Genomic DNA, 25396 nt, shown 5'->3' on the forward strand with positions numbered 1-25396 from the left:
GCGGCGGACAGGTGAACGGGGCCGGTGACGGGAGCCCCGCACCGCGCGCCGCAACCCCTACCGCTGGCGGCGCACCAGTTCGTGGAAGAGCCCTCCCGTGTCGGCCAGCAGCGTCGCCGGGGCGCCCTCCTGCACGATGCGGCCCTCGGACATGACGATGACACGGTCGGCGTCCAGCACGGTGGACAGCCGGTGGGCGATCACGACGCGGGTGGCCCGCAACGCGCGGGTGGCCTCGGTGACCACCCGCTGGGTCTCGTTGTCCAGCGCGCTGGTGGCCTCGTCGAAGAAGAGCAGACGCGGCCGGCGCACCAGCGCCTGGGCGATCATCAGACGCTGCCGCTGGCCGCCGGAGACGGTGCCGCCGCCGTCCGAGAGCATGGTGTGCATACCCATCGGCATGGCCTTGATGTCGTCGGCCACCCCCGCCATCCGCGCCGCTTCCCACACCTGCTCCAGCGGGAAGCTCTCCGCGCCGCAGATGCACTCCAGGATGGAGCCGGCGTGCGGCTGGGCGTTCTGCAGGACGACCCCGCACTGGCGGCGCACCGCCGCCTGGTCGAGGGCTGCCAGGTCCTGCCCGTCGTAGCGGACCTCGCCCGAGGTCGGCCGGTCGAAGCCGATCAGCAGCCGCAGCAGCGTCGACTTGCCGCAGCCGCTCGCGCCGACGACCGCCACGAACTGCCCGGGCTCGATACGGAAGGAGACGCCGTCCAGGACGAGCGGTCCGTCCTCGGAGTAGCGGAAGCTCAGCTCCCGTGCCTCGATCGCGCCCGACAGGGTGCCGGGCTGCACACTGCCGCCGCGTACCTCGGGCAGTTCCTGCAGCACCGGCTTGATCTGCTCGTACATCGGCAGCACGGCGGCGCACGAGATGAGCGAGTTGGTCAGCTGGGTGACGGACGTCAGCAGCATCGTCATGGCCGTGGTGAAGGTGAGGAACCCGCTGGGGGACAGCGCGCCGCGCGCCGGGCCGGCCAGCAGCACGAACAGCAGCAGCGTCGCCAGCGGCAGGTAGACCGCGTTGACGACAGCGCTCAGATTGCGGATCCGCCCGGCCCGGCGCTGCAGCTCCCGGCTGCGGGCGAACTCCTTGGCCCATGCCGCGTAGGCGAAGGACTCGGCCGCCGCGACGCGCAGCTTCGGCAGCCCGCGCAGGGTCTGGAAGGCCTGGTTGTTCAGCTTGTTGTTGAGCTTCACCAGCTGCCGCTGCCAGCGCAGTTGCCACAGCCCGGTGGCGGCGAAGACCGCAGCGACCACCGCCAGCACGCCGAGCGCCGCGAGGGCGAGCGGCACGCTGTAGGCCAGCAGCAGCACGAGGTTGACCCCGGCAACCGTGCCGGACTGCACGACGATGGAGCTGATACCCGACAGCACCCGCCGGATGGCGCTGACCCCCATGGCGGCGCTGGCCAGCTCCCCGGTGGAGCGCTCGGCGAAGAACCGGGTCGGCAGCCGCAGCAGCCTGTCCCACACCGCCGGCTGCAAGGCGGCCTCAATCCGCCCCTCCAGCCGCAGCAGCGAGGTGTTCTGCAGCAGCATGAAGGCCGCCGCCACCACGGCGGCGCCCACGATCGCCGCGGCGGCCTGCGCGATGAGGCCCTTCTCGGCGTTGGGTACGTACTCGCCGAGCACCTGGCCGGTGGCCACCGGCACCAGCGCGCCGAGACCGACCGCGACGAGTCCGCTCAGTACGAGGGTGAGCAGATCGCCGCGGGCACCGTGCAGCGCGAAGCGCAGCAGCCGCCGCGCGGGCAGCGGGCGTTCGGGCAGCGGCCGGTAGAACATCACGGCGCGGGGGGCGAGCGTGCCGGCGTTCGCCTCGCCGAGCCGCCAGCGGCTGCCGCTGCCCGGCTGTACGGCCTCGTACCGGCCGCGCCGCCACAGCAGCGCCACGGGCGCGCCGCTCGCGGCCCGGTAGCCGACCAGCGGCCCGGTGTTCTCCTTCCACCACCGGCCCGACAGCTTCACCGGGCGGGTGCGCAGTCCGGAGGTGAGGGCGAGCCGTTCGACCGGGTCCATCCGGTCGTCCAAGGAGAGCCCGTCGGGCGGCAGCCGCAGGGTCACTCCGGCCGCCTGGGCGACCGCCCGGCACACGGCGACCGTGCTGTCGTCCGAGCCCTGGCTCCCGGCTCCGCCGCGCGCGGACTTGTCGATGGCCGCGAGCAGCGCCTCGTCGGCCTCCGCGCGGACGGTCTCGCCCGCTTCCAGACCGGCGGCCGTACGGTCCTCGTGGGCCCGCTCCAGCCGGTCGATCCAGCGGTCCAGGGTCAGCAGCAGCCGGGAGAGCTGGTCGACCATCAGCTGCCAGGTCGTACCGTCGATCAGCAGCTCGACGGAGCCGCCGTACCGTACGCTGCCGGGCGCCACGGGCATCCACAGGATGTCGTCGTCGGTGGCCGGTGCCTGGTGGCCGCCGTGGCCCTCGTACCCGGGCTGGCCGTCCAGCGGCGCCTCGAACAGCACCCGCAGCCCGCGCCCGACGCCCCGCGCGAAGGCGTCCTCCAGCGGCCCGAGCCCCGCCCCCTGCCCCCAGGGATCGGCCCGGCCGCCGTGGGCGGGGTGACTCCCCGTGTCGTACACCGGGTACCCGCCGGTGTCGTACGCGGGAAACGAGCCGGTGTCGTACACGGGATGGCTCCCCGTGTCGTACGCCCCCGGGTCGCCGTACCCGCCGTACCCGGCCGGCGCGTGCTGCGGGAACAGCTCCATCAGCGGTATGCGGCGCAGCACTCCGCCCCGCACCGGCCGTCCGACCAGGGTGTGCCGCGGGCCCTGGACAGGGCCGAGCAGCAGTGTGCCCGCCTCCAGCCGGCCCAAGAAGTGCCAGTGGCCCTGCCCTGCGGCGTCCACCGCGAACACGTCCATGGCGCCCTCGGCCACCAGCCACAGCACATGCGGCCCCTCCAGCGCCAGGCCGCTGCCGGACGCGTGGGGCACCGCCTCGCCCAGCTGCCCGAAGTGCGCGACCACCACGTCGCTCGCCGCGAAGTGGTGCTGCGGGTCTGCGGTCGGATACAAGTACCTCAGTGCTCCTTGACGAGGCGGGCGTACGGGCCCTGCGCGGCGAGCAGTTGCTCGTGCCGTCCCCGCTCCACGACGGTGCCGCGATCCAGCACCACGATCTCGTCGCTGTCCCGCACGGTGCTCAGCCGGTGCGCGATCACCACGCAGGCGCAGCCGCGCCGCCGCATGTTGTCGATGATCACCGCCTCGGTCTCCGCGTCCAGGGCGCTGGTCACCTCGTCCAGTACGAGGATGCTGGGCCGCCGTACCAGGGCGCGGGCGATCTCCAGCCGCTGCCGCTGACCGCCGGAGAAGTTGCGGCCGTCCTGCTCGACGCGGCTGTGGAGGCCGCCGGGACGCCGAGCGACGTCCTCGTACAACTCCGCGTCCCGCAGGGCCTCCTCGACCGCGTCGTCGGGGATGGACGGGTCCCACAGCGCCACGTTGTCCCGCACGGTGCCCTCGAAGAGGAACACGTCCTGGTCGACGAAGGAGACCGAGGCGGCCAGCGCGCCGCGCGGCAGGTCCTCCAGCCGCTGCCCGTCGATGTGGATGGCGCCCTCCCACGGCGTGTACAGGCCCGCCAGCAGCCGGGAGACCGTGGACTTGCCGCTGCCGGAGCCACCGACCAGCGCGATCTGCCGACCCGGGCCCACGGCCAGCGACAGGCCGGTCAGCAGCGGCTTGTCCAGCGGGTTGTAGCCGAAGGTGACGTTCTCCAGCGTGATGTGTCCGGCCAGCCGCCGGGTGCTGGCCGGCGGCTCGGGCCGGGTGTAGAGCGGGTCGGCGGGGAAGGCCTCCACGTCCTTGAGCCGGGCGACGTCCGCGGCGAAGTCCTGGATGCGGCCCGCCACCGAGTTCAGCCGGGTCAGCGGCGCGGTGAAGCTGGTGACCAGCGCCTGGAAGGCGACGAGCAGCCCCGCCGTGATGGCGCCGTCCACCGCCCGAGTACCGCCGATCAGCAGGATGAGGGCGCTGTTGAGGGTGGCCAGCGTCGGGGCGACCACGGCCAGCGCGGCGCTGGGCACCCCCAGCCGCTGCTGTACGTCGAGGGTGGTGGCGTGCTGGCCCGCCCAGCGGCGGAAGTACCCGTTCTCGCCCCCGGTGGCCTTCATCGTCTCGATGAGCTGGAGGCCGCTGTAGGAGGTGTTGGTGAGCTTGGCCCGGTCGGCGCGCAGCTTCTGCGTCCCGGTGGCCCGCAGCCGGATCACCACCCGCATCGCCACCACGTTCAGCAGTGCGATCCCCACACCCACGAGGGTGAGCTGCGGGTCGTACGTCCACAGCAGCACCGCGTAGCCGACGACGACCACCGCGTCCACACCGGCCGCCGCCAGGTCCCGGGCCAGCGTCTCGGCCACCGTGTCGTTGGACTGCAGGCGCTGTACGAGATCGGCCGGGTTGCGCTGCGCGAAGAAGGTGACGGGCAGCCGCAGCAGATGGCGCAGGAACCGGGCGCTGCTGAGGGTGGAGGAGATGAGCCGGGCGCGCAGCAGATTGCCCTGCTGGAGCGCGGTCAGTACGCCGGTGAGCACGACAGTGGCGCCCATGGCGGCGAACAGCACGTCCAGCAGCGAGTCCTGTCCGCCGAAGACGAAGGTGTCGATGTAGGTGCGGCTCAGCGCGGGCACCGAGGCCCCGACCACGACCAGCAGGAAGCTGGCCACCAGCGCCGCCAGCATCGCGCCCGAGGTGCCGCGCAGCCGTGCCGGGAGGGCGCCGGCGACGCTCGGTTTGCGACCGCCCCGCCGGAAGCTGTCGGACGGCGAGAAGGTCAGCACCACACCGGTGAACGAGGTGTCGAACTCCTCCATGGGCACGAACCGGCGCCCGCGCGCCGGGTCGTTGATGTGCACCCCGCGGCGGCCGAAGCGACGGCCCAGCCCGTCGAAGACGACGTAGTGGTTGAACTCCCAGAACAGGATGGCCGGCGCGCGTACCTCGGCCAGCGCCGCGGGCTCCATCTGCATGCCCTTGGCCGTCAGCCCGTAGCCGCGTGCGGCCTTCAGCAGGCTGCTCGCCCGGGAGCCGTCCCGGGAGACGCCGCAGGCGATCCGCAGCTCCTCCAGCGGCACATGCCGCCCGTAGTGGCCCAGCACCATGGCGAGCGCGGCGGCACCGCACTCGACGGCCTCCATCTGCAGGACGGTCGGGGTGCGCACGCTCTTGTGCCCGCCCCTGGGCGCTGCTTGCGCCCTGCGTGCGGTGGGCTTGGGCGCGGGGGAGGGGCGGCCGCGGTGCCGTCGCCGGGATTGCCGCTGTTGCCGCTGCTCCTGCTGCTCCTGCTGGCGCTGCTGCTGTGGTGCGGTCACGGCAGCAGCCACTCGACGGGCCGTTGCGCGGCGAGGTGGACGGCGCCGCTCACCGGCGTCGCGGAGTCGGGTGCGGTCGGGGGGCCGCCGGCGCGGGACCACACGTACCCGGACTTGGTGGCCGACGAGCGCTTCAGCCGCACGACGACGGCCAAGGGCCGGCCCTGGCGGGTGAACTGCTGTGCCAAGTCCTCGTCTCCCAGGAAGCCGCTGATCTGCTGCCGGGTCTGCGGCGTCTGTCCGACGGCCTGCACCGTGCCGCGCAGCAGCCCGTACCGGTCCGAGGACACGGAGCCGACGGTCAGGTCCACCTCCGCGCCCACCGGCACCGTCGCGCCCTTGTCCGCGGGGATGTAGAGCATCGCCACCAGCGGGTCGTCGGCGCTCTTGACGCGCTCGACGGTCGCCACGTCGGCCCCGGTGGTCACCACCGCGCCGACCTCGGCCGCCAGGGAGGTGACCCGGCCGCGCGCCACCGCGCGCACTGCCCGTACGCCCCGTTCCGTGCGCACGCTCACCACGGGCGCGTCCTTCTCGACCCGCTGCCCCGCCTCGGCGTGCACGGCGGTCACCTGGCCCGCGACGGGGCTCTGCAGCAGATAGCTGCCCTCGGTGTGGGTGAGGACACCGGCGGCGTTGAGCTTGGAGGACACCGTGCCGGTGACGGCCCAGGCGCAACCCGCCGCCATCACCACAAGAGTGACGACGAGTACGAGAAGGCCCTGCGGCCGTGCGAAACGTACCGGAACGTCGAGTTCTTCGGGCGATTGCAGCTTGGCAAGCGCCTTTTGGCGGAACTCCACGTCACCTTTCCTTACCTTTCCTTCACGCTTTTCCGCAGTCGGTCACCGTTGTGCCGACAGCGGCGCATGACCGTAACACATAAGCCCCGGAACAATGTTCCGGGGCTTATGGATCCTACCCGGGCCGCGGAATCGCTCAGAAGAAAAGCAGGCGGTTCCGCTGTGGCACGGGAAAGGTGTCAGTCAATGACACCTGAAGGCCTGTCGAATGCTCAGGCCTGGGCGTCGGCACCGGCGCCGAGGGAGACGCCGACGCTCGGGAGACCGTTGGCGCTGACACCGTTCACGGTGTTGCCGACCAGGCCCTCGACGCCGCCGACGGTGGCGCCGGCCTCGCTGACGGTCTCCTGGAGCAGGCCGCCGGAAACGGCGTCCAGCTCGGTGTCGGCCAGCTCAGCGGTCTCGATGTGGTGACGCATGAATGCGCTTCCCTTCATTGCTTTCGGGTTTATGAGGGGGACTCGCCCCGGACGACGCAAATTGCCGATCGGGACGCTCATCAGTCGGGCACAGGCACACCCGGAAAACCGGACGAATTCGGAACCGGTAGCGGTCGTTCCGCCCGACTGCCCGAAGAGCGAAACACGCCGGTGCAGCCGTCCGCCACTTGAGGGCCCACTCGTCTCAAGATCTCCACATGGTGCACCGCCTGGTGAAGAGTCAGCACACCCCCGTCTCCTTTGTGCCGCCCGCTCGGGCCGCCCATTCGCGCCGCTCGTTCTTGACGGCTCTCTGCGGGCTGCCTACCGTTCCCCCCAGGACAAGGGACGTTCTACCTCCGGCAGTTGGGAATCGCTCGATGCCGTACGAGAGTTCCGTACCGTTCCGCGCCGGGAGCGAGGGCTACGCCAGCTTCCGGATCCCCGCCGTCGTCCGCGCGCCCGACGGCGCCCTCCTCGCCTTCGCCGAAGGGCGGGTCGACTCCGCCCAGGACAGCGGAGCCATCGACATCGTCCTCAAGCGCTCCACCGACGGCGGCCGTCACTGGGGCCCGCTGTCCGTCGTCGCCCGCTACAGCGACGAGGACGACACCGACCCCGTCAAGGGCACGGCGGGCAACCCCGCCCCCGTCACCCTCGCCGACGGACGGGTCCTCCTCGTCTTCGTCCGCAGCGCGGCCGACGCCACCGAGGAGCGCATCCGGCGCGGCGAGGTCGGCGCCGCCGAAGGCCGCCGTGTGTGGGTCCAGCACAGCGAGGACGCGGGCCTGACCTGGAGCGCGCCCCGCGAGATCACCGCCACCACCAAGCAGACGGACTGGCGCTGGTACGCCACCACACCCGGCCACGCCCTCCAGCTCGGCTCCGGCCGCGTCCTGGTGCCCGCCAACCACTCCACCCCGCCCACCGCCCCCGGCGACGACGGCACCGAGGGCCGCTACAACGGCGGCCACGACCTGCTCAGCGACGACGATGGCGCGACCTGGCGGATCGGTTACGTCGACGACAACCCCGACGGCTGGGTCAACGTCAACGAGACCACCGCCACCGAACTGCCCGACGGAACCGTCTACTTCAACACCCGCAACGACTCGGACGCCCCGGCGCACCGCGCCGATGCCCGCTCCACCGACGGCGGCGAAACCCTCACCGCCCCCTTCAGCCCCCGACCCGAGCTCACCACCCCCGTCGTCCAGGGCTCCGTCCTCCACCTTCGCGACCCCGACGTCCTCCTCTTCTCCGCCCCCTCCGACCCCGCCACCCGGCACCGGATGTCCGTACGGGCCAGCACGGACGGCGGCGCCACCTGGCGCGAGGCGCACACCGTGGACGAGCGGCGGGCCGCCTACTCCGACCTCGTGCGGGTGGACGAGGAGACCGTGGGACTGCTCTACGAGACGGGCGACGCCGGCGCCTACGAGACGATCACCTTCCGCCGCATCCCCGTGACCGAACTCGGCTGAGGACCGCCGGCCTCGACTACTCTCGGCCGAATGCCGCGAGCCCCACGGATCACCACGCGCAACGCCCGCTTCCAGCAGTGGCACGCCCTTTTGACCAACCGCACCAAACGCCTGCGTGCCGGGGAGTTCCTGGTCCAGGGAGTACGCCCGATCACCCTCGCGGTCGAGCACGGCTGGCCGACCAGCGCACTGCTGTACGCCGAGGGCCGCCGGCTGTCGAACTGGGCCCGCGAACTCCTCGACTCGCCCGCGCCCGGTGAGCGGATCGCCATGGCACCCGAACTCCTCGCCGAACTGAGCGAGCGCGCGGAGGGCGACGCCGAACTGGTCGCCGTCGTACGGATGCCGGACGACGACCTCGCCCGCATCCGAGTCGGCCCCTCCTTCCTCGGCGTCCTCTTCGACCGTCCCACCAGCCCCGGCAACCTCGGCACCCTGATCCGCTCCGCCGACGCCTTCGGCGCCGACGGGCTGGTCGTCACCGGCCACGCCGCCGACGTCTACGACCCCAAGTCCGTCCGCGCCTCCACCGGTTCCCTCTTCTCCCTCCCCACCGTCCGCGTCCCCTCACCCCAGGAGGTGGACGACTGGCTGGCCGGCCGCGACATCACCGTCATCGGCACCGACGAACACGGCGACTCCGCCCTCTGGGACACCGACCTGACCGGCCCCGTCCTCCTGCTGGTCGGCAACGAGACCACCGGCCTGAGCAACACCTGGCGCGCACGCTGCGACCGCACCGTCCACATCCCCATGCACGGCGCCGCCTCCTCCCTCAACGCCGCCAACGCCGCCACAGCCACCCTCTACGAGGCGTCCCGCCAACGACACTGAGAGCCCGCCCGCGGACAGGGAGCAGCGCGGGTCCATCCCCACCTGTGCAACGCGACCGGACACCGCACGCATCCGGGGAAATGGGCGGGGAGGGCCAGGACCGACCCGCCGCCGTCCGGTGGCCGGTCGGGAGACAGTGATCACCTTCACGGCCGTACGCAGCGGCGACGGGGGCTGCCGGATGGCAGGATGCGGCGTATGACTTCTGCTGCCTCTTCCGCCGCCAATGCCAGTGCGCCCAAGAAGGACCCCTGGGAGCTGCCCGATGTGTCCGGGATGCGGGTGGGGGTGCTCGGGGGGACCGGGGACCAGGGACGCGGGCTGGCCTATCGGCTCGCGCGGGGCGGGATGTCCGTCACGATCGGGTCGCGTGCCGCCGAACGGGCGCAGCAGGCGGCCGAGGAGATCGGGCACGGGGTGCGGGGCGCGGACAACGCCGAGTGCGCCCGCGAGTCCGACATCGTGATCGTCGCCGTCCCGTGGGAGGGGCACGCCAAGACGATCGAGGCGCTGCGCGAGGAGCTGGCCGGGAAGCTCGTCGTGGACTGCGTCAACCCGCTCGGCTTCGACAAGAAGGGCGCCTATGCACTGGTCCCGGAGGAGGGCAGCGCAGCCGAGCAGGCCGCTGCGCTGCTGCCCGGGTCGCGGGTGACGGCCGCCTTCCATCACCTGTCCGCCGTGCTGCTCTCCGACCCTGAGGTCGAGGAGATCGAGACGGATGTGATGGTGCTGGGCGAGGTGCGCGCCGACTGCGAGATCGTGCAGGCGCTGGCAGCCCGCATCCCCGGGATGCGCGGCGTCTTCGCCGGGCGGCTGCGCAACGCGCACCAGGTGGAGTCGCTGGTCGCCAACCTCATCTCCGTCAACCGGCGTTACAAGGCGCACGCGGGCGTCCGCCTCACCGACATCTGAGGAACATCGAACGGCAGGTAGGGACGGTGGGGGAGCGGAAGATCCCCGGGGGCGGCTGGACGGTCGCCGTCGTGGTCGCTGCGGTGCTCGCCAGTTGCTCGCAGCGGGGCGGGGACGACAGCGGGAGCGGTGAGGAGCGCGGGGGCGGCGCGAACGGTAGGGGGAAGCGGCACACGTCCGCGCCGCTGCGCGTCGCCGCCGTCGAGCGGATGGCTGCGAAGCCGGGCCCCGACTGTCCCGTGCGCTACGACGTGGCCGAGGCGGCGCACGCGGCCGGGGCGAAGGGCGCCGTCACGCCCGGCTCCGTCGGGGGCGAGCTGCCCGACGGCGCGGACTCGCCGCTGGCCCGGTCGGACGGTGCGCTGGTCGACTGCGGCTACCGCCTCGGCAAGGAGCGGCTCCACCTGTTCACGGTCGGTGTCCGCAAGGGCCATGCCGTCAATGTGCTGCTTCCCCAGATCCAGCACGACGCCCGGCTCCCCATGGACGATCTGCTCAGCTACGCGGACCGGGCGCAGCAAACGAAGCGCGGTGAGCCGCTGCTCACCCCCAGCGGGAACGTCGCCGCTGTCCGGCTGCCGGTAAGTGGCGAGGGCGATGTCGCCCTCGTCGTCAGCATCGGCGACCGCGACACCCGGCTCACACGCGGCCAGGTCACGGATCTGGCCGCCCGGCTCGCGGACCAGGCCCGGCGTTAGCGCCCGAGAGCGCTTTGGGCTGCCGCGCATCGGGCGTCCGGGCGCAAATCTGAAGAGTTCCGGCGCCGTGTAGCCGGCCGTTGCTCCGGGCACCCAGCCTTCGGACATGCGGGCCGCGCACACCCTGCCCATCATGGGGTGGAGCGGTGACCGGTCACGGGCGCGCCCGCCAGGAGGCACGGATGGCACAGCAGCCCGCACCCGCTGCCGGGCGGGCCGGGGCGACCACGGACGAGCAGGACTACACACCGGATCCACGGCGCTGGAAGGCGCTGTCGGTGTGTCTGCTCGTCGGCTTCATGTCCCTGCTGGACGTCTCGATCGTGAACGTGGCACTGCCCGCCATCGAGAAGGGGCTGGGCGCCTCGGAGTCGGCGCTCTCCTGGGTGGTCTCCGGTTACGCCCTCACCTTCGGTCTCGTGCTGGTGCCTTCCGGCCGGATCGGGGATGCGCTGGGCAGGCGTACCGCCTTCTTCGCCGGGCTGATCCTGTTCACCGTCGCCTCCATGGCCTGCGGTTTCGCACAGGGCGCCGGGTGGCTGGTGGGGGCCCGGCTGCTGCAGGGCGTGGGCGGCGGGCTGCTGATGCCGCAGATCTCCGGCATGATCCAGCAGCTGTTCCGCGGCGCCGAGCGCGGCAAGGCCTTCGGGATGCTCGGCTCCACCATCGGCCTGTCGACCGCGATCGGTCCGCTGCTGGGCGGGCTGCTCATCCAGGTCTTCGGCGCCGCCGAGGGGTGGCGCTGGGTGTTCTTCGTCAATCTGCCCATCGGCATCATCGCCTTCCTCCTGGCCCTGCGCCTGGTGCCCCGCGCCTGCGCGGAGCGCGACACCGAGCACCGCCACAGCCTGGACCCGCTCGGTGTACTGCTGCTGGGGGCGGGTGTGATCGCGGTGATGCTGCCGCTGGTGGAGGAACGCCAGTGGCACGGGCAGGGCAAGTGGCTGCTGGAGCCGCTGGGCGTGCTGCTGCTCTGCTCCTTCGTGTGGTGGGAGCGGGTCTATCTGCGGCGCGGCAAGGAGCCCCTGGTCAACCTGCGCCTCTTCCAGGACCGCTCGTACTCGCTGGGGGCGCTGCTGGGGCTGGTGTACTTCGCCGGGTTCACCACGATCTTCTTCATCTTCACCCTCTTCCTGCAGAACGGGATGCGCTACAGCGCCCTGCAGGCCGGACTGACGCTGACGCCCTTCGCCATCGGCTCGGCGGTCTCCGCTGCTGTCGGCGGCCGGTTCATCACCCGTGTGGGCCGCCCGCTGATCGCTCTCGGCCTGGTGCTCGTCCTGATCGGTCTCGCCGGGGCGGCGCTGACGGTGCACGAGGTGCAGAACAGCAGTGTGGGCTGGGTGCTGATCGGGCCGATGCTCTGCGCCGGACTCGGCTCCGGGCTGGTCATCTCCCCCAACCAGACTCTCGCGCTGCGCTCGGTGCCCGTCGCGCAGGGTGGCGCCGCCGGGGGCGTGATCCAGACCGGCCAGCGGATCGGTTCCGCCGCGGGGATCGCCGCCGTGGGGGCCGTCTTCTTCGCCTGGCTGGCCAGCAGCCACGACTGGGCGACCGCGCTGGACTACGGGCTGCTCACCGCGGTGTGCTTCGTCGCGGGCGCGTTGGTGGTGGCCGTCGTCGACATCTTGTTCGGGCGCCGCGAGGCCCGGGACGAGGCCCGCGATGCGGCTCGCCGCCAGGCGTGAGGGACAATGGCGGGTGCACACCCGTGCACCGTGCACCGCCCCTCTCGTTGGAGACCGAGCCATGTCAGCCACCCGCCGCGTCCCCAAGGGCCTCGCCCTCTACGCGACCGTCATCTGTGTCCTGGCCGTCGTGGCGGCCGTGGTGTCCTTCGCGAAGGGCAGCTGGCTGGGCGTCGTCTGGGTCCTGCTGGCGGGCCTGACCTCGAACATGGCCTGGTACTACCACCGCCGTACGGCCCGGGCCGCCGACTAGGACCAGTCCGGCGCCTGGCGGCCTTCCGCCTACGGCACCCGCATGTGCCGCCTACGGCACCCGCATGTGCCGCCTACGGCACCAGCACGTTCTGGGGTTCGCCCTCCCAGAAGCGGAAGTATTCGAGACCGAGATAGGTCTCGGCTTCGGAGACGTTCATGCCGCGCAGCAGGGCGTCGACGAAGTCCCAGAAGACCTCGTTGACCTGCGGAATCCATAGACAGCCGAAGACGATCAGCAGCCCGAGCGGAGCGAAGGGCTCCGCCTGCTGCCGGGCGCGTGGCGACAGCCAGGGCTCGATGATCCCGAACCCGTCGAGCCCCGGCACGGGCAGCAGGTTCAGCAGCGCGGCCGTCACCTGGAGCAGCGCGAGGAAGGCGAGTGCGCAGCGGAAGGCGACGGGCACGTCCCCCATCGCGTCGAGCCAGAACGGCGCCGTGAGCACGGCCGCGAACAGCGCGTTCGTCAGCGGTCCCGCCGCCGAGATCACGCTGTGCTTCCAGCGGCCGCTGATCCGGCCGCGTTCGATGTAGACGGCCCCGCCCGGCAGTCCGATGCCGCCGAGGACGACGAAGAGGACGGGCAGCACGATGCTGAGCATCGCGTGGGTGTAGTGCAGGGGGTTCAGCGTCAGATACCCCTTCGCGCCCACCGACACGTCCCCGGCGCCGAGTGCGGACCGCGCGTGCGCGTACTCGTGCAGGCACAGCGAGACGATCCAGCCGGAGACGACGAAGAAGAACACGGCGACGCCCGTCACCTCGGCCCAGCCCGCCCACACGGCCCAGCCGGACACCGCCATGATCGCGACGAGTCCGAGGAAGACCGGGCTGATCCGGTGGTGGTCCGGGTGGGTGGCTGCGCTGGTCATGGGGTCAGACCGTACCGGCAGCACGCCGCGCCCGGCGAACCCGGCGCACGCTGTGGGACGTTGGTCCGCAGGGGGCCGGCGGATCCGGTACCTTGCCGCCGGACCCGCAGCGGCATCCGCCGTCGTCAGCCCCGCGAGCCGGCCCGGGCGGTCTGCGAGCCGGTCCCGGCGGCCCGCGAGCCGGTCCCGGCCCGCTGTACCGCTCCGGTGGGCTCCGCCGCCGCGTCGGCCGCCGGTTCCGTCGCGGTGCCGCGCCCTCGGGCCAGGGAGACCAGCGTGACGCCCCCGATCAGCAGCGCGGCGGCGAGGGCGTCCGGTGCGGTGATGCCCTCGTCGAGCAGCAGCGCGGCCGAGGTCATGCCGAAGACCGGAACCAGCAGCGAGAAGGGCGCCACGGCGGAGGCGTCGTAGCGCCGCAGCAGAAAGCCCCAGGCGCCGAAGCCGAACAAGGTGGCGACCCAGGCGACGAAGCAGACGGCGCCCAGTCCGCTCAGGTCGAGGGAGCGGAGCGCGGCCAGGTCGGCGGCCGGCCCCTCGAACAGCAAGGAGAGCACGATCAGCGGCAGCGGCGGAACCAGGCTGACCCACACCATCCACGACAGCGCGTCGGGCGGCGCGGCCTTGCGGGTCAGCACATTGGAGACGCCCCAGGCAGCGGCGGCGGCGACGACGAGGAGGAACGCGCCCAGCGGCCCGGAGGCGCCCTGGCCGACGGCGGCAACCGCTATTCCGGCCAGTGCCACCGCCATACCGGTCAGCCGCACCCTTCCGAGCCGTTCGCCCAGCGTGGCGGCGGCGAAGACGGCGGTGAAGACCGCCTGCACCTGCAGGACGAGCGAGGAGAGCCCGGCCGGCATCCCCTCCCGCATACCGATGAACAACAGCCCGAACTTCGCCACGCCCAGCGCCAGTCCGACCGCCACGATCCAGCGCAGCGCCACACGGGGGCGGCGGACGAGGAAGACGGCGGGAAGGGCCGCGACGAGGAAGCGCAGCGCGGAGAAGAGCAGCGGCGGGAAGTGCCGCAACCCGACCTCGATGACGACGAAGTTGACGCCCCAGACGGCGGCGACGAGCACGGCGAGGGCGAAGTGGACAGGGCGCATACGCATACCGCTGATCGTCGCCGGTCGCACTGTTCAGCACCAGCACGGATTCGTGCATGATGGATTCAGCAATACTGAAGAGTCGATACCGAGAGCGCCCGCCGGGCGGGGAGGTCCGCACAGCATGCTCGACCTGTCCAGGCTGCGTGCCCTGCACGCTGTCCAGCTGCACGGCTCGGTGGGCGGCGCCGCGCAAGCGCTCGGCTACACCCCCTCCGCCGTCTCCCAGCAGATCGCCAAGCTGGAGCGGGAGACCGGCACCACCCTGCTCCAGCGGCAGGGGCGCGGTATCGCCCTCACGGACGACGCGCTGATGCTCGTCCGTACGGCGCAGGAGATGCTCAGCCTCGCCGAGCAGGCCGAGGTCGCGCTGGAGGAGCGCAAGGGCCGCCCGGCCGGCCGGCTGCGGCTCGCCGCCTTCCCCAGCGGCGCCCGCGGTCTGATGCCCCGCGTGCTGGCCCAACTCGCCGCCGACCACCCGCAACTGGACCTTCGGATGTCGGAGGTCGACCCGCATCTGTCGGTGGGCCTGGTGGCCAGGGGGGAGATCGACCTGGCCCTGGCCCACGACTGGGACATCGCCCCGATGCCCGCACCCGAGGGGGTGTGCAGCGTTCCGCTGGGCGAGGACCACTGCGAGGTGCTGGTGCCCGCCGGACACCCGCTCGCCGCCCTCGACACGCTGGAGACGGCGGATCTGGCCGGTCGGCGCTGGGTGTGCCAGCCGCCCGGCACGGTCTGTCACGACTGGCTGCACACCACGCTGCGCACCGCGGGCCAGGAGCCGGACGTCGCCTACTACGTCGCCGAGTTCCAGACCCAGACCGCCCTCGTGGCGGCGGGCCTGGGCATCGCCCTGCTGCCCAGGCTGGGGCGGGGTCCGCTGCCCGACGGGGTGGTGCTGCGTGCGCTGGAACCGGTACCCACCCGCCGCCTGTTCGCCGTCACCCGCGACTGCCTCCTGCGCCGTCCGGCGGTCAGGGCGACGCTGCGCGCCCTGCGCGAGGCCGCGGGCGCCGGTCCCTCCCGTAACGCTGCGAATGCCACCGACAGGGTGGTGTGAGCTCGCCCAACGGGTGACCTTGCCTCAATCATCTGTGCCCGGAGCCGATGCGCCTGCTGTGCTGCTCGTGTGCGATTGCACATCCCCCGAAGTCCCGCCGATCGGGGCGGAACAGACAGGGAAAGCGAAAGGACAGCAGCATGAGGAAGTCGGCAACAACCCGCCGCGCACGGGCCCTGACGGTGGTGGCAGCGATGGCGACCGCCATGGTGGGCATGGCCCCGGTGGCGGCGGTCGCCGGTGACGGCCCGGGCGGCGGCCACCACCACAAGCGCGGCTACGTCTGCAACAAGCTGGAGTGGGACCGTAGCCACCACCAGCACGCCGCAGTCGGCAGCCACGGGTGCAAGGCCATCAACGCGCCGCGTCATGGCACCATCCGTGGCAAGTTCACCATCCAGACCCGCTGGGGGCACCACAAGGTCGTCTGCTGGAACCACCACGGCAGCTCCGGTTACGCCAACACCCCCAAGTGGGTCCGTGGCAAGGAGTGCCGCCGCGCCTGATCTCCGTACTCGGCCGCCCGACAACGGGCGGGGGCCTCCCCGGTCGCTGCTGCGCTGAGGCAGCGCCAGCACTTGTCCGGCTGTGATCGGCAGCCCGCCGCTGTGCGGGACTACCTGCTCTTCAGGCTTCCGGCCCTGGGCACCTCAGGAAGAACGACCGCCTGCCGGGCCCGGGCAACCGCGCCCGGCAGGCGGGAGCCGTCACCGGCCCGGGACCGAACGGTCCCGGGCCGGTGGCAGTATGTGGGGGTGCGTTACCTCTACCGCGTTCTGGGCACCACGCAGGCCCTCCGTGAGGACGGCACCACCGTGCCGATCGGCGGAGCGAGGCTGCGCGCCCTGCTGACCGCGTTCGCCCTCGCGGGAGGCCGCGCCGTGCACACCGGCGAGCTCGTGGCCGCCGTCTGGTCGGAGCACGAGGACCCGCCCGCCGACGAGACGGCGGCGCTCCAGGCGCTCGTCGGGCGGCTGCGGAGATCGCTGGGGCGGGAGGCGGTCGACTCCGTCGAGGGCGGCTACCGACTGGTGACCGCGCGCGACGACATCGACCTGTACCGCTTCGAGCGGCTGGCCTCCGAGGGCGCGGACGCCCTCGCGGGCGGCGACCCCGCCAAGGCCGCCGACCTGCTCGACGACGCCCTCGCGCTGTGGCGCGGCCCCGCGCTGGCCGACCTGCCCGACGGGGGAGGGGCCGCGGGGGTCCGCGCCGCCGACCGCGCACTGGCCGCGCGCCGCCACCGGGCCGAGGCGGCACTCGCGCTGGGCCGGGCGGATGCCGTACTGCCCACGGTGCGTCAGCTGGCCGCCGAACACCCGCTGCACGAGCCGCTCCAGGCGCTGCTGCTGCGTGCCCTGCGCGACGCGGGCCGCACCGCCGAGGCGCTGGCCGCGTACGAGACGGTCAGAACCCGCCTCGCCGACCGGCTCGGCGCCGGGGTCGGCGCCGAACTGCGCGCCCTGCACGCCGAACTGCTGGCCGCCGAACCCGCCGAACCCGCTGCACCCGCCGAGTCCGCTGCGCCGGCCGTACCCGCCGAGTCCGCCGTACCCGCCGGCCCCTCCGCGCAGCGGACCGCGCCCCGGCGGGCCGTGGGCAATCTCCGCGCCCGGCTGACCTCGTTCGTGGGGCGCGAGGGGGAGATCGAGGCGCTGTGCCAGGAGCTCGGTTCGGCGCGGCTGGTGACGCTCACCGGGCCCGGCGGAGCGGGCAAGACGCGGCTGTCGCTGGAGGCGGCCGCCCGGGCGCACACCGGGCGGAGCGAGGAGTGGGCGGACGGCGTGTGGGTGACCGAACTCGCCGCCGTGCGCGACCCGCACGATCAGGGTGCGACGGCCGAGGCCGTGCTCACCGCGCTCGGCGGCCGTGAGACGGTGCTGTCCGGCACCACCGCCGAGGGGCTGCGGGCGGCGACCGACCCCACCGTCGGCGACCCGCTCGCCCAGCTCGCCGAGCGCTGCGCGGCCCGCCGGATGCTGCTGGTGCTGGACAACTGCGAACACCTCCTGGACGCGGCGGCGCGGGTGGTGGAGACGCTGCTGGTGGAGTGCCCCGGCGTCACCGTCCTGACGACCAGCCGCGAACCCCTCGGCGTACCGGGCGAGTTCGTACGCCCCGTCGAGCCGCTGCCCGACCCGGTGGCGCTCCGGCTGCTCGCCGAACGGGGCGCCTCGGCACGTCCCGGGTTCCGCGTCGAGGACGATCCGGAGGCCTGTGCGGAGATCTGCCGTCGGCTCGACGGGCTGCCGCTGGCGATCGAGTTGGCGGCGGCCCGGCTGCGCTCCCTCACCCCCGGCCAGCTCGCCCGCCGTCTCGACCACCGGTTCCGGCTGCTGACCAGCGGCAACCGTACGGTGCTGCCCCGCCAGCAGACGCTGCGCGCGGTGGTCGACTGGTCCTGGGAGCTGCTGGATGAGGCGGAGCGTGCCGTGTTGCGGCGGCTGGCGGTCTTCACGGGCGGCTGCGAGCTGGAGCAGGCGGAGGAGGTGTGCGCCGATCTCGTCGAGGGGCCGGACGGGGACGCCGGGGACGCTGCCGCGCTGCTGAGTTCCCTTGTCGACAAGTCGCTGGTGGTGGCCGTGCCCGGGGAGGGCGCGGCGGGTATGCGCTACCGGCTGCTGGAGACCGTCGCCGAATACGCCGCCGAGAAGCTGGACGCGGTGCCCGGCGAGCGGGAGCACGCCGAGCGCCGCCATCTGATCGTCTACCGCGAACTGGCCCGCACCGCCGACCCGCTGCTGCGCGGGCCCCAGCAGGTGGAGTGGCTGGACCGGCTGGAGCGCGAGCACGACAACATCCGTACCGCGCTGCGCCGGGCCATCGCCGCGCGCGACGAGCACGAGGCGCTGTGCCTGATCCTGTCGATGACCTGGTTCTGGCAGCTGCGCGGCCACCGCGCCGACTCGCGCCACTGGAGCGAGGCCGCCCTCGACCTCGGCCCCGACCCCTTCGCCTCGCCGCTGCGCCCGGCGCCGCCGCTGTACGAGCCGTGCACCGCCACTCCGCCGCCGATGAGCGAGGAGCAGCTGTGGGAGGCCCGGCGCGGGGTGCGGCTGATGGTGCTGACCGACGCCGAGGAGGGCGTCGACAAGCTGGAGAGCCCCGAACGGCAGGCCGAACTGCGCAACATCACCCGGGCCTACACCCCGGGGATGCCGCAGGTGTGCCGGATCCCCGGCTGTATGTGGTTCTTCGCGTGGATGATGACCGGCGACTACGGGAAGCTCGCCGAGCTGTCCGGCGCTTTCGTGGCCGGCTGTCGCGAGCTGGGCCTCGAATGGGAGCTGGCCTTCGCCCTGCAGCTGCAGTCCAAGCTGACCAGCGACCATCCCGCCACCTGGGAGCAGTCGGAGGCGGACGCAGCGGAGAGCCTGGAGATCTTCCGCAGGATCGGGGACGCCTGGGGGGAGGCGGAGGCGCTGTCGAGCCGCGCCGAGGCGCTCACGGCGCGCGGGGAGTTCGCCCGCGCCGCCGAGGACTGCCGGCTGGCCATCGCACGCGCCGAGCAGCTCGGCGCCCACAGCCAGGTGCCCCAGCTCAAGTCGCGGCTCGGCTCGGTGCTGGTGGAGCTCGACAGCCCCGAACTCGCGGCCGAGGGCGAGTGGTTGATGCGGGAGGCGATGGAGGAAGCCGACCACATCGGAGGGGACGGCCCCAACTTCGCCGCCGTGCAGTACGCCGTCCATCTCACCCGGCAGGGACAGCCCCGGCGGGCGAGGGAGCTGCTGGCACCGCTGGAGGAGGATTTCGCCGCCCGGGTGCCGCAGCTGTTCGCGGGGATGATCGCGGGCATCGCGGCCTGGACCCATGTCGCCGACGACCGGCCCGAGGAGGCGCTGGCCAAGCTCCGGGGATCCATCCTCAAGACCCGCGATGTGATGGCGGAGGCCGTCGCCCCGCACCTGACGCTCAGCCAGCTGCTGACCGCGGCACGGGCCCTGGCCATGCTCGGGCGCGGTATGGAGGCCGGACGGCTGGTGGGCGCCTACGACGGATTGTCGAAGCTGCCGGAAGGGCACTTCCCGCACCCCGTCGAGCGCGAGTCGCGGGAGGCCGCCGAGGCGGCTGTGCGGGAAGTGCTGTCCGAGGAGGCGTATGCGCGTGCGCACGCCTCGGGCAACGGCCTCTCCGTCGAGGAAGCCGTCGCCCTGGTGTGTGGCACCTGACCGGGGTCAGGTCTTCTTGCGGAACTTCGCGATGGCGATCGGCGCGGTCAGCAGCGTCAGCCCGACCGACCAGATCACCGTCCACATCACCGGGTTGGCCACCTCGCCCTGACCGAGCATCAGCCCGCGGGCGGCGTCCGCGAGATGGGTGAGCGGGTTGACGTCCGTGAACGCCTTCAGCCAGCCGGGCATGGTGCCGGTCGGCACGAAGACCGACGAGCCGAACTGCAGCGGCATCAGCACCAGGAACGAGACGCCCTGCACGGCCTGCGCCGTGTTCATCGTCAGCCCCAGCAGAATGAAGATCCACAGCAGCGAGGCGCCGAACAGCGCGGTCAGCCCGATGGCGGCCAGCATGCCCAGCCAGTGCCCGTCGATCTCGAAGCCGACCAGGAAGCCGACCGTCAGCAGCACGGTCACGGCGACCAGCATGCGGCCGATCTCGACGACAGACTTGGCTATGAGCACCGAGGAACGGGCGATCGGCATGGCCCGGAAGCGGTCCATCACACCCTTGCGGAAGTCCTCGTTGATGCCCGTGCCGACGGCCATCGCGATGGACATGCCCATCATGCCCATCATGCCGGGGATCAGATACTGGATGTACTGGTCCCGGCTGCCGCTGCCGCCGTCCCCTCCGATGGCGCCACCGAAGACGTAGACGAACAGCAGTGTGAAGATGATGGGCATCAGCAGTGCGTCCATCATCGACTCGGGGTCCTGCTTGATCTGCAGGGCGTTGCGGCGGACGAGCGCGCCGATGTGCCGCAGGTTGGCCCGCAGTCCGATGCGGCCCTCTGCCGTGCCGGGCTTGCCGGGCGCGGGACTCGTCCCCGGCCCTGAGCCGGACGGGGCCTTCTCGGACCCGGGCGCTTTGACGGTGGCGGTACTCACGCCGCGACCTCCTCGTGCTCGTTCTCGTCGTCCTGGTGGGTGGCCTTCTGGCCGGTGAGGGCCAGGAACACCTCGTCCAGGCTGGGCAGGTGGGTGGCGATGTCGGCGATCGCGAAGCCGCGTTCCCCCAGCAGCGCGACCACGGCCGTCAGCTGCTCGTCACTGACGATGGGGACGCTGACGATGCCCGACTCCTCGTCGGCGGCGGCACCGGCCACTCCGTCCAGCCCCGCCTGGGCGATGGCGCCGACCATCCGGGTCAGCTCCCCCGGGTCGGCCGGGCGGATCTCCAGCGTCCGACCGCCGACCTTCGCCTTCAGCTCGGGCACCCGGCCCTCGGCGATGATCCGGCCGCGGTCGATGACGGTCAGCTCGCCGGCGAGCTGCTCGGCCTCCTCCATGTACTGGGTGGTGAGCAGCACGGTGTTGCCGTCCGCCACGATGTTCTTGACCTCGTCCCACACCTCGTTGCGGGTGCGCGGGTCGAGACCCGTGGTGGGCTCGTCCAGATACAGCACCTTCGGGCGCCCGATCATGGAGGCCGCCAGGTCGAGCCTGCGGCGCATCCCGCCGCTGTACTTCATCACGGGGCGCCGGGCCGCCTCGGTGAGGGAGAACCGCTCCAGCAGTTCGTCGGCGCGCTTGCGGGCGTCGGTGCGGGACAGGTCGAGCAGCCGCCCGATCATGTAGAGGTTCTCCCAGCCCGCCAGCTTCTCGTCCACCGAGGCGTACTGGCCGGTCAGCCCGATCGTGCGGCGGAGCTCGCGCGGCTGGCGCACCACGTCGAACCCGGCGACCTTCGCCGTGCCGCCGTCGGGCTGCAGGAGCGTGGAGAGCATCCGGACGAGCGTCGTCTTGCCCGCGCCGTTGGGGCCCAGCACTCCCATCACGGTGCCCTCGCGCACATCGAGGTCGATGCCGTCGACGGCCTTCGTCTCCCCGAAGTGCTTGACCAGTCCGCGGACCTCGACCGCGTTCGTCGTCTTCTCTCGCGTCATGCCGCCAATATGACAGTCGCCACTGACAAACGACCGACAGCCGACCGACAGCCCACCGACAGCCGAGCCGGGCTGGATCGGTGGGCCGTCGCGTCACTCACCCCGAGGAGTACTCGGGGCTACTCGAAGGAGTGCTCCGGTGCCGGGAAGGCGCCCGCGGTGACGTCCTCGGCGAAGGCGCGCGCCGCCTCTCCCAGAGCCGTACGCAGTTGGCCGTACTGCTTCACGAAACGCGGCAGCTTGCCGGGGGTCAGGCCCGCCATGTCGGTCCACACCAGCACCTGGGCGTCGCAGTCGCTTCCGGCGCCGATACCGACCGTGGGCACGTGCAGTGCCCGGGTGACCTCGGCGGCGACCGGTCCGGGGACCATCTCCATCACCACGGCGAAGGCCCCCGCGTCCTGGACCGCCTTGGCGTCGCGCATCAGCTGGTGTGCCGCCTCCTCGCCGCGGCCCTGCACCCGGTAGCCCATGGCGTGGACGGACTGCGGGGTCAGCCCGATGTGCGCCATCACCGGGATGCCGGAGCGCACCAGCAGCCCGATCTGGTCGGCGGAACGCTCGCCGCCTTCGAGCTTGACGGCCTGGGCGCCGGCTTCCTTGATGAGCCGGGTGGCGCTGCGCAGCGCCTGGATCTCCCCTTCCTGGTACGAGCCGAACGGCAGGTCGGCGACGATCAGGGCGCGGCTGGTGCCCCGCACCACGGCGGCGGTCAGCATGGTCACCTCGTCCATGGTGACCGGCACGGTCGTCTCGTAGCCGAGGTGGCAGTTGCCCATCGAGTCGCCGACGAGCATGACGGGGATACCGGCCTCGTCGAAGACGGAGGCGGTCATCGCGTCGTAGGCGGTGAGCATGGGCCACTTCTCGCCCCGCTCCTTGGCGAGTGCGAGGTCGCGCACGGTCACACGGCGATTACGGGTCCCCCCGTAGAGCGTCTGCGGCATGGCATTGACTCCTGTTGTCGTCTCGAAGCGCCCCTACGGCGTCTCCGGATCCGCTGTCCATGCTGGCACGCCCCTCCGCCGCCCGGTAGGGGACCGGCTACGGCGCCCAGGACCGGTCCGGCGCGGCGGGCCGGTGACTGCTGTCGTGTGCGGGTTGTGTCACAGTCGCGATCCAGCCCCGACCTGCTGGAACCCGTGCGCTGCCGCCTCTCGTCCTCTTCTCGGACTCCACATCGGACTTCAGGGCGAAAGCGGCAGTTGCAGCGAAGGGTTCAACTGCCTGGAAAACGGCATCGCCTATCGTTCATCGGGCACCAGCACAGGCAAGTGAGGACGGCGGATGACGCGCGTGTACACGTCGGAGGCCACGCACCGCGAGGACGGCGGCGACGGGCGGCGGGGCTTTTGGTCCCGCTGGTCCGGCGACCGTTTCCGAGGCGGTTTCCCCGGGTGGTCGGGGCCGGGGAAATGGCGGCGCGGGGTGGTCCTCGCGGTGGCCGCCCTGCTGCTCGGGCTGGCCTTCTTCCTGCACGCCGAGGTCCCCAACGCCGTCGGCAACCTCGGCTCGCTGTGGGAGACGTTCCTGCCGTGGGGCGGGCTGCTGATCGTCGTCCTGCTGGTCGGCGCCGTGCTGCGCCGCTCCGCCACGGCGCTGGTCGCGCTGCTGCTGCCGACGTTGATGTGGGTGAACCTGTTCGGCGGTCCGTTCAACGACAAGACCGGCAGCGGCGCCGGTGACCTCACCGTTGTCACCCACAACGTCAACGCGGGCAATGCCGATCCCCGGGGGACCGCCGAGGCGCTGGTCGCATCAGGTGCCGAGGTGATCGCACTGGAGGAGGTCTCCCCGGCGAAGGCCGCCGCCTACCGGGCGGCCCTCGACAAGACGCACCGGTATCACAAGCTCACCGGCACGGTCGGCATCTGGAGCAAGTACCCGATGAGCGAGACGAGGGCCGTCGACATCAAGATGGGCTGGCCGCGCGCCATGCGCGCCACGGTGCGCACGCCCGAGGGCGATGTCGCCGTCTACGCCGCGCATCTGCCCTCGGTACGGGTGCAGTTCCGCTCCGGTTTCACCGCCGGACAGCGGGACGGCAGTGCCCGGGCCCTCGGCGAGGCCATCGCCCGCGACCCGGCGGACAACGTCATCCTGCTCGGCGACCTCAACGGCACCATGAACGACCGCGCGCTCGCGCCCATCACCTCCCAGATGCGCTCCGCACAGGGTGCGGCGGGGGACGGCTTCGGCTTCAGCTGGCCGGCCTCGTTCCCCATGGCGCGGATCGACCAGATCATGGTCAAGGGCGCCGACCCGGTCTCCGCCTGGACGCTCCCGGCGACGGCCAGCGACCATCTGCCGGTCGCCGCGAAGATCGACCTGGCGGACTGAGCCGGACGACCGGGATTCGGCGGCCCGTAACGCCTCGTTTTGCGCCCTGGAACATCTGGCTGCGAGACTTTGTTGCAGAGCAAAACATAGGGGCAGTGTCGCCCCGTCCGGCCGCTGCCGCCGCTCCTGCGCCGCGTCGGCCCACCACCTTCCCCGAGCGCCCGCTCCCGGGCGCTCGACAACGCACTCCGTCACGCTTTCTTACGCGCGAAAGGTTCACTTCGCATGCCACTGGCTCTGCTCGCACTCGCCGTGGGCGCCTTCGGTATCGGCACCACCGAGTTCGTGATGATGGGCCTGCTGCCGAACGTCGCCGACGATCTGGGCACGTCCGTTCCGACCGCGGGGTACCTGGTCTCCGCGTACGCCCTCGGTGTCGTCCTCGGGGCCCCGCTGCTGACCGCCGTGGGGGCTCGCGTCCCGCGCAAGCTGATGCTGCTGCTGTTGATGGCGCTGTTCACCCTCGGCAACCTCGCCTCCGCCCTTGCCCCCGGATTCGGCACGCTGCTGGCCGGCCGGGTGCTGGCGGGGCTGCCGCACGGCGCGTTCTTCGGCGTCGGCGCCGTGGTCGCCGCCCGGCTCGTCCGGGAGGGCCGGGCGGCGCGTGCCGTGGCCACCATGTTCCTGGGACTGACCGTCGCCAACATCGTCGGCGTCCCCGGTGGCACGGCGCTGGGCCAGCAGCTCGGCTGGCGCGCCACCTTCGTGGTCGTCACGCTCATCGGTCTGGTCGCCATGTCGGCCCTCGCGCTGCTCGTGCCCCGGATGCCGCTGGAGCACCAGGGCGGCGTACGTCACGAGCTGCGTGCCCTGGGCAACCGCCAGGTCGTCCTCGGGCTGCTGACCGCCGTCTTCGGCTTCGGCGGCGTCTTCGCCGTCTACAGCTATCTCGCCTCGATGATGACCCAGGTCACCGGGCTCGCCGAGACCTCGGTGACCTGGGTGCTCGCCCTCTTCGGCATCGGCATGACGCTGGGCACCCTGGTCGCCGGGCCGCTGACCGACCGCGCCCCCCGGCGCACCCTGTACGCGGCGCTGGGTCTGATGGCAGCGCTGATGGTCGCCTTCCACTTCGTGGCACCCGTGAAGTGGGCGGCACTGGTGCTGGTGGGACTGCTGGGGGCTGTCGGCTTCCTGATCACCACCCCGGTCCAGATGCTGGTGATGCGGGCCGCCTCGCACGCGCCGACCATCGCCTCGGCCTCCAACCACTCGGCGTTCAACCTCGCCAACGCGGGCGGGGCATGGCTCGGCGGAGTCGTCATCGCCGCCGGCTGGGGGTGGACGTCCCCCACCCTGGTCGGTGCCGCCCTCGCGCTGGTCGGGCTCGCCATCGCCGTCACGGCGGGCGTGCTGGACCGTGGCGACTCGCGCGTGGTGGCCCGCGCCCACGACGTTCCGGTGGAGGCCCACTCGGGCCGCTAGCGGCCGGCTGCCGGGCCGCAGTGCGACGCCCGCGCCCGCTCGGGCCTGCCCGCACTGCCCGCAGTATGCGGTGGGCAGGCCCAGGTGGACTGTGCCGGCCCCGGACCGGCTTCCGGGGCCG

At 72.3% G+C, this 25396-nt stretch carries 20 protein-coding genes; 11 read left to right on the forward strand and 9 right to left on the reverse strand.

The genetic code is table 11. The features are described from left to right. Nucleotides 1-57: 57 nt before the first annotated feature. From KBY19_RS12685 to KBY19_RS12700, 4 genes are all read right to left on the reverse strand, one after another. Complete coding sequence (locus KBY19_RS12685) at nucleotides 58-2868, reverse strand: NHLP bacteriocin export ABC transporter permease/ATPase subunit (RefSeq protein ID WP_247690917.1); 2811 nt, start codon at nucleotides 2866-2868, stop codon at nucleotides 58-60. A gap of 158 nt (nucleotides 2869-3026) precedes the next feature. After that, a complete protein-coding gene (locus KBY19_RS12690; RefSeq protein WP_307842328.1) occupies nucleotides 3027-5168 on the reverse strand; it encodes an NHLP family bacteriocin export ABC transporter peptidase/permease/ATPase subunit in 2142 nt (713 codons plus the stop codon). Between the two features lie 146 nt (nucleotides 5169-5314). Next, complete coding sequence (locus KBY19_RS12695; RefSeq protein WP_185016722.1) at nucleotides 5315-6121, reverse strand: HlyD family efflux transporter periplasmic adaptor subunit; 807 nt, start codon at nucleotides 6119-6121, stop codon at nucleotides 5315-5317. Nucleotides 6122-6333: 212 nt separating this feature from the next. After that, the gene (locus tag KBY19_RS12700) at nucleotides 6334-6540 is read right to left on the reverse strand and encodes a hypothetical protein (RefSeq protein WP_099880246.1); all 207 of its coding nucleotides are present in this window, start codon (nucleotides 6538-6540) and stop codon (nucleotides 6334-6336) included. Nucleotides 6541-6920: 380 nt separating this feature from the next. Between KBY19_RS12700 and KBY19_RS12705 the strand changes: the two genes are divergently transcribed. From KBY19_RS12705 to KBY19_RS12730, 6 genes are all read left to right on the forward strand, one after another. Continuing rightward, entirely contained in the window at nucleotides 6921-8024 is a 1104-nt protein-coding gene (locus KBY19_RS12705; protein ID WP_210965781.1) for an exo-alpha-sialidase, read from the forward strand. Nucleotides 8025-8054: 30 nt separating this feature from the next. Then, nucleotides 8055-8858, forward strand: a complete 804-nt coding sequence (locus tag KBY19_RS12710; RefSeq protein WP_099880243.1) for a TrmH family RNA methyltransferase — start codon at nucleotides 8055-8057, stop codon at nucleotides 8856-8858. A gap of 198 nt (nucleotides 8859-9056) precedes the next feature. Further along, nucleotides 9057-9770 carry an NADPH-dependent F420 reductase gene (gene npdG, locus KBY19_RS12715; RefSeq protein ID WP_099880241.1) on the forward strand — a complete coding sequence of 238 codons (714 nt, stop codon included), beginning with the start codon at nucleotides 9057-9059 and terminating at the stop codon, nucleotides 9768-9770. Between the two features lie 26 nt (nucleotides 9771-9796). Then, nucleotides 9797-10468 carry a hypothetical protein gene (locus KBY19_RS12720; RefSeq protein WP_099880238.1) on the forward strand — a complete coding sequence of 224 codons (672 nt, stop codon included), beginning with the start codon at nucleotides 9797-9799 and terminating at the stop codon, nucleotides 10466-10468. A 182-nt stretch (nucleotides 10469-10650) separates the two neighbouring features. Then, nucleotides 10651-12156 carry an MFS transporter gene (locus KBY19_RS12725; protein ID WP_185016719.1) on the forward strand — a complete coding sequence of 502 codons (1506 nt, stop codon included), beginning with the start codon at nucleotides 10651-10653 and terminating at the stop codon, nucleotides 12154-12156. A 61-nt stretch (nucleotides 12157-12217) separates the two neighbouring features. After that, entirely contained in the window at nucleotides 12218-12409 is a 192-nt protein-coding gene (locus KBY19_RS12730) for a hypothetical protein (protein WP_099880235.1), read from the forward strand. A gap of 73 nt (nucleotides 12410-12482) precedes the next feature. Here KBY19_RS12730 and KBY19_RS12735 read toward each other — a convergent pair whose 3' ends face one another. Next, entirely contained in the window at nucleotides 12483-13280 is a 798-nt protein-coding gene (locus KBY19_RS12735) for a site-2 protease family protein (protein ID WP_099880233.1), read from the reverse strand. Nucleotides 13281-13405: 125 nt separating this feature from the next. After that, nucleotides 13406-14386 carry an EamA family transporter gene (locus tag KBY19_RS12740; RefSeq protein ID WP_099886454.1) on the reverse strand — a complete coding sequence of 327 codons (981 nt, stop codon included), beginning with the start codon at nucleotides 14384-14386 and terminating at the stop codon, nucleotides 13406-13408. Between the two features lie 124 nt (nucleotides 14387-14510). Between KBY19_RS12740 and KBY19_RS12745 the strand changes: the two genes are divergently transcribed. The 3 genes from KBY19_RS12745 (at nucleotide 14511) to KBY19_RS12755 (ending at nucleotide 19618) form a co-directional block, all read left to right on the forward strand. Continuing rightward, complete coding sequence (locus tag KBY19_RS12745) at nucleotides 14511-15449, forward strand: LysR family transcriptional regulator (protein WP_099880231.1); 939 nt, start codon at nucleotides 14511-14513, stop codon at nucleotides 15447-15449. A 140-nt stretch (nucleotides 15450-15589) separates the two neighbouring features. Further along, complete coding sequence (locus KBY19_RS12750; protein ID WP_221505958.1) at nucleotides 15590-15955, forward strand: hypothetical protein; 366 nt, start codon at nucleotides 15590-15592, stop codon at nucleotides 15953-15955. Nucleotides 15956-16198: 243 nt separating this feature from the next. Next, complete coding sequence (locus KBY19_RS12755) at nucleotides 16199-19618, forward strand: BTAD domain-containing putative transcriptional regulator (protein ID WP_210965782.1); 3420 nt, start codon at nucleotides 16199-16201, stop codon at nucleotides 19616-19618. 6 nt (nucleotides 19619-19624) lie between these two features. On the opposite strand, the gene KBY19_RS12760 is transcribed toward KBY19_RS12755, so the two are convergent. The 3 genes from KBY19_RS12760 to panB form a co-directional block, all read right to left on the reverse strand. Continuing rightward, nucleotides 19625-20512, reverse strand: a complete 888-nt coding sequence (locus KBY19_RS12760) for an ABC transporter permease (RefSeq protein WP_099880225.1) — start codon at nucleotides 20510-20512, stop codon at nucleotides 19625-19627. Continuing rightward, on the reverse strand, nucleotides 20509-21510 hold the full coding sequence (locus KBY19_RS12765; RefSeq protein ID WP_210965783.1) for an ATP-binding cassette domain-containing protein: 1002 nt from the start codon (nucleotides 21508-21510) through the stop codon (nucleotides 20509-20511). Before KBY19_RS12765 ends, KBY19_RS12760 begins: the two co-directional genes overlap by 4 nt. Nucleotides 21511-21629: 119 nt before the next feature. Continuing rightward, entirely contained in the window at nucleotides 21630-22457 is an 828-nt protein-coding gene (panB, locus tag KBY19_RS12770; protein WP_099880221.1) for a 3-methyl-2-oxobutanoate hydroxymethyltransferase, read from the reverse strand. Nucleotides 22458-22797: 340 nt separating this feature from the next. Here panB and KBY19_RS12775 point away from each other — a divergent pair, with 340 nt between their 5' ends. Both KBY19_RS12775 and KBY19_RS12780 read left to right on the forward strand, forming a co-directional pair. Beyond that, nucleotides 22798-23850 carry an endonuclease/exonuclease/phosphatase family protein gene (locus KBY19_RS12775; protein WP_210965784.1) on the forward strand — a complete coding sequence of 351 codons (1053 nt, stop codon included), beginning with the start codon at nucleotides 22798-22800 and terminating at the stop codon, nucleotides 23848-23850. Nucleotides 23851-24075: 225 nt separating this feature from the next. Further along, complete coding sequence (locus tag KBY19_RS12780; RefSeq protein WP_099880216.1) at nucleotides 24076-25275, forward strand: MFS transporter; 1200 nt, start codon at nucleotides 24076-24078, stop codon at nucleotides 25273-25275. Nucleotides 25276-25396: the final 121 nt, after the last annotated feature.

The organism is Streptomyces sp. B15 (assembly GCF_018070605.1).
Taxonomy (GTDB): domain Bacteria; phylum Actinomycetota; class Actinomycetes; order Streptomycetales; family Streptomycetaceae; genus Streptomyces; species Streptomyces smyrnaeus.